Here is a 16,893-nt window from a genome sequence, read left to right as displayed (position 1 = left end):
CCTTCAACTCCTGTATGTACTAGGGAAATGGTGGGGAGGGTGTCGAGCGTGTGGGCGCGGACCGGTCTGTCCCGATTCAGTGCCCTCGGTCGATCCATTCCTGGAGGTGCGGGGCCTCAATGCCGACAGTGGTGGCCTCCCCGTGACCGGTGAGCACCTGCGTGTCGGGCGGGAGGACGAGAAGCCGGTCGCGGATGGAGCGGATGATCGAGGTGAAGTCCGAGTACGACCGGCCCGTCGCCCCGGGCCCTCCGGCGAAGAGCGTGTCGCCGGTGAAAACAACGCCCATTTCAGGGGCGTAGAGGGACACGGCGCCGAAGGTGTGGCCGGGGGTGTGCAGGACGACCAGCTCGGTGCCCGCGACCTTCAGCCGGCGTGCGTCGGACAGATATCCGTCCGGGCCGCGATCCGGGTGCACCTGGCGCCACAGCAGCCGGTCGTCCAGATGGAGGAAGACGGGTGCGCCGGTGCGCTCGGCGAGTTCCGGGGCCGCGTTGATGTGGTCGTTGTGGGCGTGCGTGCACACGATGGCGGTGACCTCCCGGTCGCCGACCACCTTCGCGATGCTGGCGGCATCGTGGGCGGGGTCGATGACCAGGACCTCTCGGGTGTCGCCGACGATCCACACGTTGTTCTCGACGTCCCAGGTGCCGCCGTCGAGAGAGAACGTGCCATGGGTGACGACGCGCTCGATCGCCGCGCTCACAGGACCACCACCGAGCGCAGGACGTCGCCGCGGTGCATCCGTTCGAAGGCCTTCTCCACATCGTCCAGCGCGATGGTCTCGGTGACGAAGGCGTCCAGGTCGAGGCGGTTCTGGAGGTAGAGGTCGATCAGCATGGGGAAGTCGCGGGAGGGCAGGCAGTCGCCGTACCAGGAGGACTTCAGTGCGCCGCCGCGGCCGAAGACGTCGAGGAGCGGGAGTTCGAGTTTCATCTCCGGAGTGGGCACTCCGACCAGGACCACGGTGCCGGCGAGGTCGCGGGCATAGAAGGCTTGCTTGTACGTCTCCGGGCGGCCGACCGCCTCGATGACGACGTCGGCGCCGAAGGCGCCGGTGAGTTCGCGGATCGCCTCGACCGCGTTCGTCTTCTTTGAGTTGACGGTGTGGGTGGCGCCGATCCGCCGGGCGGTCTCCAGCTTGCGGTCGTCGATGTCGACGGCGATGATCTTCGCCGCGCCCGCGAGCTGTGCCCCGGCGATGGCGGCGACGCCGACGCCGCCGCAGCCGATGACGGCGACCGTGTCGCCGCGCCCCACTGTGCCGGTATTGATGGCCGCGCCGATGCCCGCCATCACACCGCAGCCCAGCAGGCCCGCCGCGGCCGGCGAGGCCGCGGAGTCGACCTTGGTGCACTGGCCTGCGGCGACGAGCGTCTTCTCGGTGAAGGCGCCGATGCCGAGGGCTGGCGAGAGCTCGGTGCCGTCGAGGAGCGTCATCTTCTGCTTCGCGTTGTGCGTGTCGAAGCAGTACTGAGGGCGTCCACGCCGACAGGCACGGCAACGCCCGCATACGGCGCGCCAATTGAGAACGACGAAGTCGCCGGGCTCGACCTCCGTCACGTCCGCGCCGACCGATTCGACGATCCCTGCGGCCTCATGGCCGAGGAGGAAGGGGAACTCGTCGTTGATCCCGCCCTCACGGTAGTGCAGGTCGGTATGACAGACTCCGCAGGCTTGCACCTTCACCACCGCCTCACCCGGCCCCGGATCGGGCACGACGACGGTCTCGACGCCCACCGGAGCGCCCTTCACCCTCGCGACGACGCCTCGTACCTGCTGGGGCATGGTGTGGTTCCTCTCGATTGGATGCCGGGGGGCGTTGGTCGTGGCGGTGTGTTCAGGCGGCTGCACGCACACGCACGGGCAGGGACGCCCAGGAGCGCAGCGTGTTGTTGAGGTGCCGTTGGGGGAGCCCGGCTGGTTCGATCCGCTCGACGCGGCGGGCCAGCGCGGTGAGCAGCGCCTCGGCCTCCAGGCGCGCGACGTGCTGGCCGACGCACTGGTGGATGCCCATGCCGAAGCCGACGTGCCCGGAAGGATCGCGGCTGAGGTCGAAGCGGTCGGGGTCGTTCCAGCGGGCCGGGTCCCGGTTGGCGGCACCCAAGAACATCAGGATCTTCGAGCCCTCAGGGACGAGAGCACCGGCGATGTGCACGTCGGTCGTCGCGGTACGGAAGAACGTCTGTACCGGGGACTGCCAGCGCACCGCCTCGTCGAAGGCGACCCGCGCCAACTCGGGCCGCTCCCGGAGCCGCTGCCACTGCTCGGGATGAGTGGCGAAGGCGAACAGAGCGGCTGCCAGGCCGTGGACGGTGGTGTCGACTCCCGCCGTCAGCAGGGACCGCACCACAAGAGGTGCCTGCGCGTGCGTCAGGTCGCCTCGGTCCGCGGCCGCCCAGATCCCTGCTCCGATCCCGTCCTCGCGCAGCTTCTCGCGGGCGCACTGGGCGTTCACCCAGGCCGACAACTCGCCCGCGCGGTGTGCGTCGGCCTCCACCAGGTCGTTGACCGGACCGAAGGCGTTGAAGGCCATGTTGCCGTAGGGGAGCAGGTTCTCCCGTCCGTCGGGGCCGAGGCCCACGGCATCGGGGAAGACCCGCAGGGGGAAAGCGCGAGCCAGCGCCGTGAAGGCGTCGAACTCCGTTTCTCCACTGACCACGTCGTCCACCAGCGACTCGGCGGCGGCGAACCACTGCTCGCGCAGCCGGCGCAGTGCGGGCGGGGCCAGCAGCTCGCGCAGTACGCGGCGTGGGGCGTCGTGCCGGGGCGGGTCGGCCTCCAGCAGCAGGCTCGGCGGGCGCCACGGCTTCTCGTGCCGGAAGTTGGCCAGTCCGACACCGGACCCCGACTCGAAGCGCTGCCAATCGGTCAGTGCGGCGTGTACCTCTCTGTGCCGGGCTATGGCGTGGACGCTGTAGCGGGTCAGGTACACCACGGGGCCGGCCGCGCGAAGCTCCTGGTGCAGGGGTTCGGGATGCTCCAGGACGTCGTGGGCGAAAGGGTCCGCGTCACTGACGGGTAGCCCGACAGGGCGCTGCAGGGCCTCGGTCATGGCGGCTCCTCGACTGGTAACAGGGGATACGAAGGGGCAGAAGGACGGCGAGGTCTCAGAGATCGAGGACCAGGCGGTCACCGCGCGAGCGGGACACGCACGGCAACATGCAGTCGCCGGCGGAGCGTTCGTGGTCCGCGAGCACGGAGTCGCGGTGCTCCGGGGTGCCTTCCAGAACTGGCGTCAGACAGGTGCCGCAGGTTCCTTGCTCGCATGAGGACAGCACGTCGGCCCCGGCTTGGCGCACCGCCTCCAGGATCGACATGTCGGGGGTGACGGTGACGGTCCGCCCTGTGCGGCGGAGTTCCACCTCGAACGGAGTGTTGGGAACCGGCCCCGCCGCAGCGGCGGTGAACCGTTCGGTGCGCAGGGCGTACGGCGGCCATGAGGAGGCGGCCTTTTCGACGGCGGCCAGCAGCGGCCCGGGGCCGCAGCAGTAGACCTTGGTGTCCGGACGCGGGGTGCCCAGCCACGTGTCCAGGTCGAGCAGGCCCAGTTCGTCCTGCGGGACGAGGTGCACACGGTCGCCGTACGCGGTGGTCAGCTCCTCGCGGAACGCCATCGAGACGCGAGTACGGCCGCCGTAGTGCAACTGCCAGTCAGCGCCGAGAAGGTCGGCCTGGTGGACCATCGGCAGCAGCGGGGTGATGCCGATTCCGCCTGCGATGAACAGGTACTTCTCTGAGGGCACGAGGGGGAAGTGGTTGCGCGGTGCGCCGACGCCGACCAAGTCGCCGGATCGCAACTGGTCGTGCACGTATGCCGATCCGCCGCGACCGGCGGCCTCCCTCAGCACCGCGATCCGGTAGGTGTAGGCATCCCACCGATCGCCGCACAGCGAGTACTGCCGGGTAGTCCCCTCCGGCAGCACCAGGTCGATGTGGGAGCCCGGGGTCCAGTCCGGGAGCCGGGCACCGTCGGGGTGCGCCAGAGTCAGTGCGACCACGCCGTCGGCCACCTGCTCCTTGGCTCGGATCTGCAGCGTGACGGCGCCGGTGCGGAGACCGGGATCCGCGCTCGTCGTGCTGGTCGTGACCATCACGCCTCTCCTGTCCGTCAGTGCTTGAGGTCGACCAGCGCGCGGACCACGGGGGACCAGCGCTCGGCGTAGGCGTCGAGGGCGGGGTCGTCCGAGAAGGAGGAGTCGCGTAGGTAGAGGCCCGGAACGGCACAGGTACCGCCGAGTTCGGAGAGGACCGGCCGGAGGGTGAGCTCGGGGGCGAGCGCGTGGGCGGGGCCGGCTCCGAGCATGAGCGGGACGGCGACCACGTGCTGGAGGCCGGTGCCGCCGGCGAACTGGTCGAGGAAGAGCTTGAGCAACCCCGTGTAGGTGGCCTTGAAGGTCGGGCTGGCGAAGACGACGAGGGAGGAGGACTGGACCGTCTTCACGGCGGCGGCGACGGATGCGTCGCCCCAGCCGAGCAGGCCCGGACCGAGCTCGATCAGGTCGAGGGTGTGGTCGGCTCCGCTGCCGGGGGCGCGGCCGCTGAGCTTTTCGGCGAGCAGGGTCGCCGCGGCGAGGGTGCGTGAGGCGGGTTTGGGATTCCCGACGACGACGGTGACGGTCACGGGTTCCTCCTTCGGGAGGCGTGGTGAGAGATGGGGGTGCCGATCGGGGGAGTGTGGCCCTGCCCGGGGTGAGCACCTCGAAAGACCCCGGGCAGGGAGTTCGGTGAGTGAGGTGAATGGTCCTCAGGCGGCGGCAGCGGCGAGGGAGTGGAATCGGCTCGCGTGGAAGACGAGCGGCGGAATGCCGGGATGCACTCGCATCGCCTCGACCTTCAGCAGGACGAGGTCGTGGTCCCCGGCCGGCACGATCTGGTGGATGGAGCAGTCCAGCCAGGCTGCCGCCTCGTCCAGCAGGACGGCGCCCTGTTGTGTCGTGGTCACGGACACTCCTGCGAAGCGGTCGCCCGACTTGGAGGCGAGCTGACGGCAGGCGGTGCCTTGGGTGTCGGCGAGGACGGACAGGCCTATGCGTTCGCGGTCGGCGAGCAGGGGCCAGGTGGCGGAGGTGTGCTGGACGCACACGGAGACCAGCGGCGGGTCCAGGGACACGGGTACGAAGGAGCTGGCGGCGAAGCCCACGGGCGTGCCGTCACGCAGGGAACACACGGCGGTCACTCCGGTCGGGAACGTGCCGTATGCCGCCCGCAGTTCGGCGGGGTCGCAGGGGTTCGGTGCGGTCAGCATCAGTGATTCTCCTTGAGTTCGCCGAGGATTTGCCGGGCGGCCCGGCGGCCACTTTCCAGGGCGCCGTCGATGTAGCCGGCCCAGCCGTTGGCGTAGTCGCTGCCGGCGAGCCGCACTCGGCCCTCGGGGCGCTGCAGCTCCTCCAGTTCGGTCGAGAGATGACCGGGGCGGGGCATGGCCCAGGTCTCCCCGGACAGGGGGTCCGCCGTCCAGTCGTGCGCGTCGACGTCGGTGATCTCGATGTCGGGCCGCCAGCGATGCACGGCCTCCTGGACCGCGTCGACGTCGGTGACGTCGAGCTGCGCGGAGTGCGGGCCGAAGCCCAGCAGGATCGTGTCGTCGTCCAGCTCGTACTCGGTGCCGACCATGGTCAGGGGGTGGTCGTCCGGGGCGAAGGCGATGAACGGCTTGATACGACCCCGGGCGCGCATCCACAGCTTGACGCCGTTCGACACCTGACCGCGCTGGGCCGCGTCCCGCTTTCCGGGGGACAGGGAAGGGTGGAAGTCGATCGAGCTGAGCACGTCCAAAGGCAGAGTGACGATGGCGTGCAGCGCCGTGACGCGCTCTCCGTCGCTGGTGACGACCTCGACGCCGTGCTCGCTCGTGTGGACCGCGGTCACGGTGGTGGACAGGCGGACGGTGGCAGTGGAACCGCGGTGCACCGCTTCCAGCAGGCGGCCGGTGCCGCCCTTGACCGTGTAGGCGCGGTTGGCCTCGCTGACCATCCGCCAGTCGCCACCGCAGAGTGCGGTGAGGCGGAGGGCCTGGGCCCATGAACCTTCCTCGGGGGACCCGTTGAAGGACAGGGCCCACCGGCTGCGGGCCAACTCCACCTGTGAGGGTGTCAGCCCGAGGGCTTCGAGGCGGTCGGTGATGGACAGTCGGTCGGCTGCCACGGCCTCGGGCGTGAGGGGAAAGAGCTGGTGAGGTACGGGGAAGGCGGTCTGGGCGCCCTCGGCGAGTGCGGCCATGCCGGGCACGACCAGCTCGGAGTACTCCTCGACGGAGGAGCGGTGTACCTCGCCGTCGCCGATCCAATAGACCTCGTCCACTCCTGGGGAGGGTTCGAGTTCCAGACCGTGTGCGACCATCTCCGACCACAGGTGCGGTTGCAGCCAGTGCACGAAGGTCCCGCCGAGTTCGAGGGGACGGCCCAGGTGGCTGTCCCGGTACCAGGTCCGTCCGCCGAGCCGGTCACGCGCCTCCAACAGGATGACGTCGGCGCCCGCGCGGCTCAGGTCTCGCGCTGCGACCACGCCGGCGAAGCCTCCGCCGACGATCACGACGTCCGTGTCGGGCGTGTGAGTGTCGTTCACCGTGCTTCCTTTCGGTCAGGGCCCCGCGGGTGCCGGAGTGTGCTGACGTGGCGGCACCCGCGGAGTGGTTGGCACTTGGTGCCCAAGGGTCAGAGATGTTCGGTCGCCGGGGTCTGTCGTCGCTGCCGGATGACGAGGGCGGCGACCCAGAGGACCGCGATCGACGCCAGGGTGATCCACGGCAGTTCGGTCATCGTGGCGCCGGAGCCCTGGTCGGCCAGGGAGAAGACCGCCACACCCGTCGTCGCGGTGGCGCTGAGCAGCGAGACGATGCCGAAGACGACGTCCCGGCGGCGTACTGCGTCGGTGACACCCGCGATCGCGATGAGGATGTACGCCGTGAACCAGGAGTAGGAGACCAGCACGGCGGCGGAGATGAAGATCGTGAAGATAGGACGGTGGCCGACCAGCAGGAAGGCGGTGAGGATGCCGGCCGTGAGCAGTCCGAGGAAGAGCATGGCCTGCGCCGGGACCTGGTGCTTTCCGTCGACGTGGGCCAGGCCGCGGGGGAGCAGCCCGTCCTTGGCGGCGGTGGCCACGACGCGGCCCGCCTCGTTGAGGTAGACCAGCAACACGGCGAGCAGGGTCACGAACATCAGCGCGTCCATGATCGAACCGAGAGCCGACACATGGCCGACGGTGGCCAGGACGGAGAGCGGGGAGCTGCCCGCCAGGAGGTCGTCCGAGTGCGTCATCATGATCGGGATCGTGAGGGCCACACCGCTGACGGAGACGACGCCGAGGACGACGACGACCGTCACCAGCAGCCGGGGGATGGTACGCCGCGGATCGGCGGTCTCCATGGCGAGGGCGGTGAAGCCCTCGAAGCCGCCGTAGATACCGAAGGCGAGGATCACGGTCTGCGCGAAGGAGCCGGCGGAGAAGCCGTTCAGCGCCAGCTGGGGACCGAGGTCGATGCCGTGCCGGGCGATCGCGCAGGCCATGATGACGAGGACGAAGGGCAGGCTCGCCCAGCCCAGGACGACGGCGGCGTTGACCGAGAGCGAGATGCCGCGCCAGGTCAGTACGACCGCTGCGGCAAGCAGGGCCGTGCCGATCACCGCCTGCAGTGAGCCGCCGTCGGCGTGCACGCCGATGTCGCGCAGGAAGCTGAAGAGGAAGACGAGCGAGACCGCGACGGTCAAGACCATGGCGGCGACGTACCCGACGAGCAGGGCGGCACCGGTGAGGGCGCCTGCGCGGGGGCCCAGCTCCAGATTGACGTAGGACATCAAGGAGCCGGTCGCGAGGTGGCGGCGGGCGAAGCGGACGACGATGACCGCGATCAGGAGGGCCATCAGTGAGCCGACGGCCATGGCGAGCCAGGAGCTCCAGCCGGCGAGGAGGGACATCTTGCCGCCCTCACCGCTTACGACGCTGGGGAGGGCGAGCCCGGACAGGGCGAAAAACAGCGCCTTGCGGGGCGAGATGACGCCGGCGCGCAGCTGCGACTGCGCGGGTGCGGGTGGTTCTGCGGACAGGGGAGAGGAGCTGATGTCGGACTGGGCCATCGTGGACCTTCCGCAGGGATGAGGGCGGGTGCGGCAGGGCAACGTGCGGGACGAGCGGGCTCGTGAGGGGGAGGGCACGTCGAAGGGGGACGCGTGGGGCCGGAAACCGGAGCCCTCGGAGATCGGCTGTGCCGAGCGAGGGCGAGACCGGAGGAGGTGGGTGTCAGAAGGCGAAGAGGTTCTCGCGCAGGGTGGTGCCGGAGTAGTCGGTCCTGACCACGCCCATGCGCTGCAGACGGGGGACGACCTCGTCGATGATGCCGGAGACGTGCTCTTCGTTGGCGTTCTGAGTGGCCATGATGATGAAGCCGTCGCCGCCCACGGCGTCCATGGCGCCGGCGAGGTTGTGTGCGATGTGGTCGGCGGTGCCGACCAAACCGAGCTCGTCGTCGCCGAGGCAGACGTCGAGGATGGCCTCGCGCAGGGTGATGCCCTGCTTGCCCTTCTCCTTGATCGAGTCGAGCATGCTCGTGGTGCCGTTGGCCACGACGTCCTGTGGCAGCGGCGCGTCCAGGTCGTACTGGAAGAGGTCCACGCCGATGTGGGCGGCGTGCTTGCCGAGCATCGACACCAACTGGCTGTCGGTGACGGTCGAGCGCAGGTCGCGGGTGCCGTCGGTGACATGGACGTGGGTGGCGTACATGATCCTGCACTCGTCGGGGCTGCGCCCGAACGCCTTCATCCTGCCGTGGATGTCCTCCCGGAAGGCCCGCATGGCCTCGATGCCGCCGATGGTGGTGGCCATGATGAGCTCGGCGTTCTGAGCGGCGAAGTCCCGCCCACGCGGGGAGCCGCCGGCCTGCGCCAGTACCGGGATGCGCTGGGGCGAGGGATGGCTGTTGAGCGGGCCGCGCACTCTGAAGTGCTTGCCCACGTGGTTGATCTCGTGGACCTTGGCGGGATCGGCGTAGATTCCGCGGTCGTAGTCGCGGACCACGGCGCCCTCCTCCCACGACGTCCACAGCTGCCGGGCGACCTCGACGAACTCCTCGGCCCGGTCGTAGCGCTCGCCTGACGGTGGCAGGGCCGCGTAGCCGTAGTTGTGCGCGGACTCCTCCTCGCTGGAGGTGACGATGTTCCACCCGGCTCTGCCGCGGCTCAGTCCGTCAATGGTGGAGTACAGGCGGGCCAGCAGATAGGGCGGGTAGAGCGTGGTGGATGCGGTCGAGATCAGACCGAGACGGGTGGTGACGGCCGACAGGTAGGAGATCAGCGCCACCGGGTCGTTCTTGGGTGCGCTGAGGCTGTTCTTCAGGTCGGTGTCCATCAACCCGCCGAACGTCCTCGACACACCGCTGGTGTCCTCGAAGAACAGGAAGTCGAAACACGCCTCCTCGACGCGCCGGGCCAGGCGGGCGTGGTAGTCGCCGGACCACCAGTCTTCGCCGTGCGCCCGGTCCGTCGCCGCATGCCAGGCCGGCGGCGAGAACGAACTGAAAAACCCGAGATGGAACATTTTGGACATGAGTCATGTCCTCCTGGGCGTCGAATGAAAGGTAACGCGCCTGTGGCAAGCTGGGCCGCCAGTGACCGGTAGGCGTCTAGGTGTTGGCCATCGTGTCCCCTCCCAGCAAACATTGCAAGTGCTCTGTTTCGGGTTTGTGTGTTCTGCCAGATGGCGCTGTCGGGTCGGTTCGCGCGGTGGCTGACGATGGCGGTGTGGATCTCCAGGTGTCCTTATACAGTGGTTGCGAAGAGCCTGGGAGTGGGGCTGTGGCCCCTTCGTCTGTGGGGATGTGGTGGCGTGGCTGTCGGAGGTGAAAGGGCACCGGTTCCCTACGGCGAGGGCCGTCAGGCGCTGGTGGAAGCCGCGATCCGGCTGGTCGCGCGGGACGGGCTGGCCAAGCTGACGTACCGGTCGCTGACCGCTGAGGCCGGGGTCAGCCAGGGGAGTTTGCGGCACCACTTCCCGAACCTGACCGGAGTCCTCGAAGCGGCGCTGGAGCGCTGCCTCGAGGTCACGCACACGTACCTGGGGCGGCAGAGCGAGTCCCTCGAAGATCTCTTCGCTCATTTCGTCGACTCGCTGCAGGAGCACCCCGAGATCCCGGCGTTCCAGGCGGAGGTCTTCCTCAAGGCGCGTCACGAGTCCGAGCTGCAGGAGCTTGCTCGGCGGCACCAGCGGGCCTACCGGGAGCGGGCCTATGACGCGCTCGTCGCATCCGGTGTGCGGCCGGACGACGAGCTCGTCGACGTGATCGTCGCCCTCGCTGAGGGCATCGTCTATCAGCGAGTGGTCTTCGGGGCTTCGTACGCCCCTGTGACAAAGAGCCAAGTCGCCGGCTCACGGCGCATGTTGTCGGCCCTGCGGTCTTCCTTCGCCGAGGCGTCGGGCGACGCTCTGGGCTGAGTCCGGACGGCTCGGAATCGAGGCTGGTCCGAGTCGACGCCTTGCCGCAGAACATCGCACTTGCTATGTTTCCGGTTCGTCAACGGCAGGCACTCCCGTGAGCTGCCTGTCATGAACCGCGTCGGCGGGAGCGATGACCATGTCCACGATCGTTCGCGACACCCTTTTTATCGGCGGTGAATGGCAGAAGCCGACTTCACTCGCTTCTCTCACGGTGATCTCACCCTCGACCGAGCAGGCCGTCGGCCAGGTGCCGGATGCCGGAGCCTCCGACGTGCACGCGGCCGTCGACGCGGCACGGCGGGCGTTCGACCAGGGACCCTGGCGGTTCCTGTCCGTCGGGAAACGTGCGGAGGTACTCGAAAGGGCGCTGACGCTGCTGGAGACGCGCCTCGAGGAGATCGCCGACCTGGTGACGGCCGAGATGGGGCTGCCGACAGCGATCGCGAAGAGGAAGATTCCGGGAGCGGTGAACGCCGGCCGGTACTTCCTTGACCTCGCTCGCAACACCCCGGTGAGCGACGTCCGCGAGACCCCTTTCGGCCCGGCCGCCGTGCTCAGGGAACCGGTTGGTGTGGTGGCGTCCATCGCGCCGTGGAACGGCCCCTTCAACATGGCCGTCGCGAAGATCGTCCCGGCGCTCGTCGCCGGATGCAGCATGGTGTACAAGCCCGCCCCCGAGACACCGCTGGACGCCTTCTTCATCGCCGAGGCACTTATGGAAGCGGGCCTGCCACCCGGGGTGTTCAACCTCGTGACGGGCGGCCGGGACGCCGGACGCGCGCTCGTGGCGCACCCCGGGGTCGACAAGGTCAGCTTCACGGGTTCGACTGCGGCCGGCCGGGAGATCGCCAGGGAGTGCAGTGGCCGGTTCGCACGTCTTCAGCTCGAACTCGGCGGAAAGTCCGCGGCGATCGTTGTGGAGGACGCCGATCCCGACACGGTGATGAAGGGCGTCGCGGCAGGTCTGTTCGCCAACACCGGTCAGACCTGCTCGGCGTTCAGTCGGATCCTTGTACCGGCGTCCCGCCGCGACGAGTGGACGGACGTCCTCGTCGCGGCGGCCGAGTCCTTCAAGCTCGGCGACCCGTTCGACCCCACGACCACCATGGGACCGCTCGTGTCCCACACCCAGCGGCAGCGCGTCCTGCGCTACATCGAACTGGGACGGGCCGAAGGGGCCGTAGCCGCCACCGGCGGCGGCGTTCCAGAGGATCTGGAGGTGGGCTACTACGTGCAGCCCACGGTGTTCGTGAACGCGCACAACTCCATGCGCATCGCCCGGGAGGAAATCTTCGGACCCGTCGCCACGGTACTGACGTACGAGTCGATCGACGAGGCGATCGAGATCGCCAACGACTCCGACTTCGGCCTGCATGGCGCGGTGTTCACTGAAGACCCCGCCCTGGCGGCGGAGATCGCCCGGTCCGTGCGGACCGGCACCTTCAGCATCAACTCCTTCACGCACAACACCCACGCGCCGTTCGGCGGCGTGAAGGACTCCGGCATCGGCCGTGAACTGGGCCCGGAGGGCATGGAGGCCTTCCACGAGCTGAAGACGGTCAACCTCACCCAGGCGACCGAACCCTTCTTCATTTGACGGGAGGCTGCTCCACTGCGGCTCCCCGACCGTGCAAGCCACTGAGAAATGAGGCGAATCCCATGGCTCGACGCCTGTCGATTGCCGTAGTTGGCGGAGGACTGGCCGGTCTCGCCACAGCTGTCGCCCTGTCCCGAGCGGACTTCGAGGTCGACGTGTTCGAGCAGACCGAGCGACTGGGCGAGGTGGGCGCCGGCATCAACATCAGCCCGCAGGCCACCAAGGCCTTGACTGCCATCGGACTCGGAGACGACCTCGAGTCCGTCGGAAACGCCATGACCGGCCAGATCCAGCGGTCCATGTACACCGGCGAACAGCTCGCCGAAACACGCCTCGCCGAGAATGGAGACGCCTCGAGCCGGTTCGGAGCCCCGTACTACGTCTTCCACCGCGCGGACCTTCTCGACGTCCTGGCCCGTTCCGTCGACAGCACACGCGTCCATCTCGGGCATCGCTGCACGGGCCTCGTCGAGGACGCCGGGGGCGTGACGCTGCACCTCGGGAACGGCAGGCGACACAAAGCCGACATCGTGATCGGCGCCGACGGCATCCACTCACAGATCCGGCGCTCGCTGTACACCGAGGAAAAGGCCCACTTCACCGGCCAAATGGTGTGGCGCGCGCTGGTCGACGGGGCTGCGCTTCCCGCCGACGTGCTCGGCCCGCACGGGTTCTGCGGCTGGATCGGCCAGGGCTGCCACATCATGACGTACTACCTGCGTGGTACCAGCATCATCAACATCACCACCCAGTCCGACGCGGACTCCTGGGTGGAGGAGGGCTGGTCGACCAAGGGCGACCCGGACGAGATGCGGAGCTGCTTCCCCGGCGCCGCGCCCCCGTTGCAGATGCTTCTCGACGAGGTCCGGGACTGCTCGAAGTGGGGTCTGTTCGGCCGGGAGCCTTCCACCGACTGGGGACGGGGCAGGATCCAGCTGATCGGCGACGCCGCTCACCCGATGCTGCCCAACGCCGGGCAGGGAGCAGCGCAAGCGTTCGAGGACGCCTACGTCCTGTCTCGCTGGCTCGACGTGAACCGCGAGGACCCCGAGCTGGCACTGGCCGAATTCCGCAACGTGCGTATTCCCCGGGCGCACGCCATCCAGCGCCAGTCTCTCCTCAACAGCAAGCTCGTGCACGCCGGGGACTGGGAGAAGCGCCAGGAGACGTTCAAGGCCCGCGAACGACAGGGCGACACCCCCCTCGGCATGAACTGGATCTACGGATACGACCCCGAGAGCGAGTGGCGTCACCGCCGGGAATATCCGCTGTCCTTCGCGTCCGTCGAAGACGTCGCCGTCTGATCGCGGGGAGGGGCAGCCGATGAACACGACAGACCCTGCCGTCGAAGTCGCCGCAGCGACCCGCGCACTTGGGGCCGCCGGACAGTCCGATCTGGTCTGGGGGCACGTCTCTCTGCGAGACCCGGACGGTCGCGGCGTCTGGATGAAGGCGTCGGGGTGGGGGTTCGAGGAGGTCACACCTCAGCGCGTTCTCCTCGTGTCCCCCGAAGGGAAAGCACTGGTGGGGGAGGGGCGCCCCCACCTGGAGTATCCCATCCATACGGAGATCATGGCCGTACGCCCGGACGTCGGCGCCGTGGTCCACACCCACGGACCCGCGGCGGTGACCTTCGCCTCTTTGGACATGCCTCTCCTGCCGCTTTCCCATGACGCCGTGCCCTTCGTCGATCCGGACATACGCCGCCATTCGTCGGGGAGGCTCATCAGCGATCGCCGGCTCGGCGCGCGGCTCGCGACGTCGCTGGGCCACGGTGCTGGGTGCCTCATGGTCAGTCATGGCCTGGTCACGGTCGGGCCCGATCTCGCCTCCGCGGTGATGCACGCCGTCCTGCTCGAACGGGCCTGTGCGATCCAACTGCGCGCGCTGGCGGCCGGCGGTCCCACCGCCTGGTCCGACGCCGACGAAGTGGCGCAGAAGAGAGCGGAGACCTGGTCCGCCCGGCAACTGAACGCCGGATACGCCTATCTCTGCCGAAAGGCACTCGACGATCCGATCCCCACCGAATGAAAGCGCTCCGCCATGACCGCAGGTGTTGAGACTTCGACGGGCACCGTGCCCGGTTCCATCCGGCCTCGTGTCGGACGGCGGGTGCTTTCGGTGGTCGGCCCCGCATTCGTCGCGGCCGTCGCCTATGTCGATCCGGGTAACTTCGCGACCAACGTCGAGGGCGGAACCCGCTTCGGATTCCTGCTGCTGTGGGTGGTTCTCGCGGCCAACGTCGTGGCGATGCTCCTTCAGTACCTCTCCGCCAAGTTGGGCACGGCGACCAGCCGCAACCTGCCCGAACTGTGCCGCGACCTCTACCCCCGCCCGATCGTGTGGGGCCTGTGGCTGCAGGCGGAGATGGTGGTGATCATGACGGATCTGGCCGAACTCATCGGTGGCGCCGTCGCGGTGAACCTGATCTTCGGCCTTCCGGCCCTGCAGGGCGGGGTGCTGATCGCCGCCGCGTCATTCGCCCTCCTGGCCGTCCGCACGGCCGGCCAGCGGCGGTTCGAGGCGGTCATCACGGCCATGCTCGCCGTAGTGACAGGAGCCTTCTTCTACCAAATCCTCCAGACTGACGTCCCGGCGGCGGATTTGGCCGCGGGCCTCGTCCCCCGTTTCGACGGCAGCGCCAGCTTGCTGCTGGCCGCCGGGATCGTCGGTGCGACGGTCATGCCGCACGCCATCTACTTGCACTCCGGCCTCACCCAGGAGCGAATCGCCGCGGGCCACGGTCTCTCCCGGCGCGCGCTGCTGCGCGCCCAACGACTCGACGTCGTCCTGGCGATGGGGGCCGCAGGCCTGGCAAACGTCGCCATGCTGGTCGCTGCCGCGACCATGCTGTACGGCTCCGGCGCCGAACCGACCCTCCAAGGCGCCCACGCACAGTTCGCCACAAGTGCAGGTCCGTTCGTCGCGATGCTCTTCGCCGTCGCACTCCTGGCTTCGGGCCTGGCCTCGTCCAGCGTCGGCATCTACGCGGGCCAGGTCGTCATGCAGGGTTTCCTACGGCGCAGGATCCCGTTGTACGTGCGCAGGAGCTTCGCGGTCGTGCCCGCTCTGGCTGTCCTGAGCCTCGGGGTGGAGCCGTCCCGAGCCCTCGTGATCAGCCAGGTGACACTTTCCTTCGGTATCCCGTTCGCGTTGATCCCGCTCCTCCTCCTAACCCGTCGGCCGGACGTCATGGGCAAGTGGGTGAACCGCTCGCTCACCACAGCGTTGGCAGGTACTGCGACCCTGGTCATCGTCGCCCTCAACGCTCTGCTGATCGTGCTGGCGTTCTGACTGCCCAGACGGAGAAGCCAAAGTCCTGGGCGAACGAGCCAGGGCGCAGAATCGTCCGGTCCGCGCCCGAGTCGCGCGGTGCGACTTGGCCCCGGACGCATCTGATGTGACGTCAGTTAAGTCAGCATCCGGTCAGCATCATCTCCCGAACATGCCGAAAGGCTGTCCGAGCAGGCACCTGATCGGCGGCGTCACAACAGCCTCGTTGGCGCGGAAGCCCAGGCCGGAAGCCTTCGCTCCGAAGACAAGCGATGTTCCTCGCAATCATCGACTTCGCCGCGTCCCCGTGCAGAGTGAAGACCACCCTTGACCTGCAGAAAGCAGGCAGGGAGCCGTCTTCCAGGAGTCCAAAGTGCTGCGAACTCTATTCAAGTCCAAGATCTAGCGTTTGGGTGGTTCCGCAGGTCAGAGCCGCGATCGCCGCGTCCGGGTCAGCAAAAGGTCAGCATCAGGTCGGACGGTGTCCGGCTTGATGACCTGCGGTCCGTGGCATGCCCTGCCGTGCCGCCCGGCGCCCGTTCGGAACGCTTGATACGTGGCTCGACAGCTCGCTCGTGGGATGAGGTCCTTCTTCGAGGAGTGCGGTTGTTCCAGGACGACCCGTTGTCCGCACCCGTACACGATTCGGTTCCGGGACGCTCTCGGCGAGCAGCGTGAAGAGGCCGGGTACGGCACGCAGGACGATGGGATCGAGCGCCTTACGCAGATCTACGCGGAGAAAAGGAAGACGGCGCCGTCCGTCGCCGAGGCCCGCCGGGAACTTGGTCAGCAAACGGTCGCGGAATACGCCAAGCAGCGGCGGCCGCGGCAGCGGAGGATGACGGAGTACTCCACGGGCTGGCACGTCGACAGCTCCGTCAACGTGCACATCATCCCCCGTCTCGGATCATGAAAGTTGAACTCCGTCAAGGGCCTCCCCGCGGAGGACGGTGTCGGCATGTACAGCTTCTGGCACTTCGCCTCGAATGCGCTCGGAAACGGAATACCGATCACCGACGTGGCCGAATGGATGGCGTACCACCCTCCCGCGTTGCAGACGACGGAGGTTTCGGACGGGCGTGGACCGGATGGCTGGGTCACGCCGGGAGAACTCCGTCGGTGAAGACGCTGCGCAGGCTGGTACACGCATCCGCGACGGCTTCGGTGGCCTTCGTGAAGGCGCCGATCTCGGTGAAGAAACCGTGGTACATGCCTGGATACCGGCGGTGCCGCACCGGGACGCCCTCTGCCTCGAGCCGTCGCGCATACGCCTCGGCGTCGTCGCGCAGGCAGTCCGCTTCTGCGGTGATGACGTGGGCGGGGGCGAGGCCGGCGAGGGTCGCAGCCTTGAAGGGCACCGCGAGCGAGCTGGGAGCGACGCCACCCTCGCCCACGTACTGACGCCAGAACCATTGCGCGACGGCGGCTCCCATCAGGGGGGCGTCCGCGAACTCGGTCCAGGACGGGCGTGCGAAAGAGTCGTCCACCGCCGGGTAGACGAGGACTTGGAGCGCGGGCTGGGGTAGCCCGCGGCTGCGCAGGTCGAGGCAGAGCGACGCCGCCAGGCCTCCACCGGCCGAGTCGCCGGCGAC

At 68.5% G+C, this 16,893-nt stretch carries 16 protein-coding genes; 6 read left to right on the top strand and 10 right to left on the bottom strand.

The window, feature by feature from the left end; translation table 11 throughout:
• Positions 1–76: 76 nt before the first annotated feature.
• The 9 genes from BZY54_RS15875 to BZY54_RS15835 form a co-directional block, all read right to left on the bottom strand.
• A complete protein-coding gene (locus BZY54_RS15875; protein ID WP_086725844.1) occupies positions 77–706 on the bottom strand; it encodes an MBL fold metallo-hydrolase in 630 nt (209 codons plus the stop codon).
• Positions 703–1,788: an S-(hydroxymethyl)mycothiol dehydrogenase gene (locus BZY54_RS15870; RefSeq protein WP_086725843.1), complete on the bottom strand. Its 1,086-nt coding sequence runs from the start codon at positions 1,786–1,788 to the stop codon at positions 703–705. Before BZY54_RS15870 ends, BZY54_RS15875 begins: the two co-directional genes overlap by 4 nt.
• A gap of 52 nt (positions 1,789–1,840) precedes the next feature.
• Complete coding sequence (locus BZY54_RS15865; protein WP_086725842.1) at positions 1,841–3,055, bottom strand: cytochrome P450; 1,215 nt, start codon at positions 3,053–3,055, stop codon at positions 1,841–1,843.
• Between the two features lie 55 nt (positions 3,056–3,110).
• Entirely contained in the window at positions 3,111–4,094 is a 984-nt protein-coding gene (locus BZY54_RS15860) for a PDR/VanB family oxidoreductase (protein WP_086725841.1), read from the bottom strand.
• A gap of 17 nt (positions 4,095–4,111) precedes the next feature.
• The gene (locus BZY54_RS15855; protein ID WP_086725840.1) at positions 4,112–4,624 is read right to left on the bottom strand and encodes an NADPH-dependent FMN reductase; all 513 of its coding nucleotides are present in this window, start codon (positions 4,622–4,624) and stop codon (positions 4,112–4,114) included.
• Between the two features lie 123 nt (positions 4,625–4,747).
• Positions 4,748–5,248 carry a flavin reductase family protein gene (locus BZY54_RS15850; RefSeq protein WP_086725839.1) on the bottom strand — a complete coding sequence of 167 codons (501 nt, stop codon included), beginning with the start codon at positions 5,246–5,248 and terminating at the stop codon, positions 4,748–4,750.
• Positions 5,248–6,567, bottom strand: coding sequence for a flavin monoamine oxidase family protein (locus BZY54_RS15845; protein WP_086725838.1), 1,320 nt, complete (start codon positions 6,565–6,567; stop codon positions 5,248–5,250). Before BZY54_RS15845 ends, BZY54_RS15850 begins: the two co-directional genes overlap by 1 nt.
• An 89-nt stretch (positions 6,568–6,656) precedes the next feature.
• The gene (locus BZY54_RS15840) at positions 6,657–8,078 is read right to left on the bottom strand and encodes an APC family permease (protein WP_086725837.1); all 1,422 of its coding nucleotides are present in this window, start codon (positions 8,076–8,078) and stop codon (positions 6,657–6,659) included.
• Positions 8,079–8,241: 163 nt separating this feature from the next.
• A complete protein-coding gene (locus BZY54_RS15835; RefSeq protein WP_086725836.1) occupies positions 8,242–9,543 on the bottom strand; it encodes an NtaA/DmoA family FMN-dependent monooxygenase in 1,302 nt (433 codons plus the stop codon).
• A gap of 279 nt (positions 9,544–9,822) precedes the next feature.
• Here BZY54_RS15835 and BZY54_RS15830 point away from each other — a divergent pair, with 279 nt between their 5' ends.
• The 6 genes from BZY54_RS15830 to BZY54_RS15805 all read left to right on the top strand — a co-directional run bounded on the left by BZY54_RS15830 (position 9,823) and on the right by BZY54_RS15805 (position 16,214).
• Positions 9,823–10,428, top strand: a complete 606-nt coding sequence (locus BZY54_RS15830) for a TetR/AcrR family transcriptional regulator (protein ID WP_158103874.1) — start codon at positions 9,823–9,825, stop codon at positions 10,426–10,428.
• Positions 10,429–10,567: 139 nt separating this feature from the next.
• Entirely contained in the window at positions 10,568–12,028 is a 1,461-nt protein-coding gene (locus tag BZY54_RS15825; protein ID WP_244217186.1) for an aldehyde dehydrogenase, read from the top strand.
• Positions 12,029–12,090: 62 nt separating this feature from the next.
• Positions 12,091–13,332, top strand: coding sequence for an FAD-dependent monooxygenase (locus BZY54_RS15820; protein WP_086725833.1), 1,242 nt, complete (start codon positions 12,091–12,093; stop codon positions 13,330–13,332).
• Positions 13,333–13,351: 19 nt separating this feature from the next.
• Positions 13,352–14,059: a class II aldolase/adducin family protein gene (locus tag BZY54_RS15815; protein ID WP_086725832.1), complete on the top strand. Its 708-nt coding sequence runs from the start codon at positions 13,352–13,354 to the stop codon at positions 14,057–14,059.
• A 12-nt stretch (positions 14,060–14,071) separates the two neighbouring features.
• The gene (locus BZY54_RS15810) at positions 14,072–15,322 is read left to right on the top strand and encodes an Nramp family divalent metal transporter (protein WP_086725831.1); all 1,251 of its coding nucleotides are present in this window, start codon (positions 14,072–14,074) and stop codon (positions 15,320–15,322) included.
• 559 nt (positions 15,323–15,881) lie between these two features.
• Positions 15,882–16,214 (top strand): hypothetical protein, encoded by a 333-nt coding sequence (locus tag BZY54_RS15805; RefSeq protein WP_244217184.1) that lies wholly within the window; start codon positions 15,882–15,884, stop codon positions 16,212–16,214.
• A gap of 184 nt (positions 16,215–16,398) precedes the next feature.
• Here the strand turns inward: BZY54_RS15805 and BZY54_RS15800 are convergent.
• Positions 16,399–16,893: alpha/beta hydrolase fold domain-containing protein (locus BZY54_RS15800; RefSeq protein ID WP_143668061.1), on the bottom strand; the 495-nt coding region annotated here is incomplete at its 5' end.

The sequence above is a fragment of the Streptomyces carpinensis genome (genome assembly GCF_002154505.1).
GTDB classification, from domain to species: Bacteria; Actinomycetota; Actinomycetes; order Streptomycetales; family Streptomycetaceae; genus Streptomyces; species Streptomyces carpinensis.
This window is presented reverse-complemented; position numbering and strand designations above follow the sequence as displayed.

What these genes read in the sequence shown, in the direction of transcription:
- BZY54_RS15810 (WP_086725831.1), top strand. Translation starts at nt 14,072, where the DNA reads ATGACCGCAGGTGTTGAGACTTCGACGGGCACCGTGCCCGGTTCCATC.
- BZY54_RS15835 (WP_086725836.1), bottom strand. Translation starts at nt 9,543, where the DNA reads ATGTCCAAAATGTTCCATCTCGGGTTTTTCAGTTCGTTCTCGCCGCCG.
- BZY54_RS15820 (WP_086725833.1), top strand. Translation starts at nt 12,091, where the DNA reads ATGGCTCGACGCCTGTCGATTGCCGTAGTTGGCGGAGGACTGGCCGGT.
- BZY54_RS15825 (WP_244217186.1), top strand. Translation starts at nt 10,568, where the DNA reads ATGTCCACGATCGTTCGCGACACCCTTTTTATCGGCGGTGAATGGCAG.
- BZY54_RS15805 (WP_244217184.1), top strand. Translation starts at nt 15,882, where the DNA reads ATGAGGTCCTTCTTCGAGGAGTGCGGTTGTTCCAGGACGACCCGTTGT.
- BZY54_RS15865 (WP_086725842.1), bottom strand. Translation starts at nt 3,055, where the DNA reads ATGACCGAGGCCCTGCAGCGCCCTGTCGGGCTACCCGTCAGTGACGCG.
- BZY54_RS15815 (WP_086725832.1), top strand. Translation starts at nt 13,352, where the DNA reads ATGAACACGACAGACCCTGCCGTCGAAGTCGCCGCAGCGACCCGCGCA.
- BZY54_RS15840 (WP_086725837.1), bottom strand. Translation starts at nt 8,078, where the DNA reads ATGGCCCAGTCCGACATCAGCTCCTCTCCCCTGTCCGCAGAACCACCC.
- BZY54_RS15870 (WP_086725843.1), bottom strand. Translation starts at nt 1,788, where the DNA reads ATGCCCCAGCAGGTACGAGGCGTCGTCGCGAGGGTGAAGGGCGCTCCG.
- BZY54_RS15860 (WP_086725841.1), bottom strand. Translation starts at nt 4,094, where the DNA reads ATGGTCACGACCAGCACGACGAGCGCGGATCCCGGTCTCCGCACCGGC.
- BZY54_RS15850 (WP_086725839.1), bottom strand. Translation starts at nt 5,248, where the DNA reads ATGCTGACCGCACCGAACCCCTGCGACCCCGCCGAACTGCGGGCGGCA.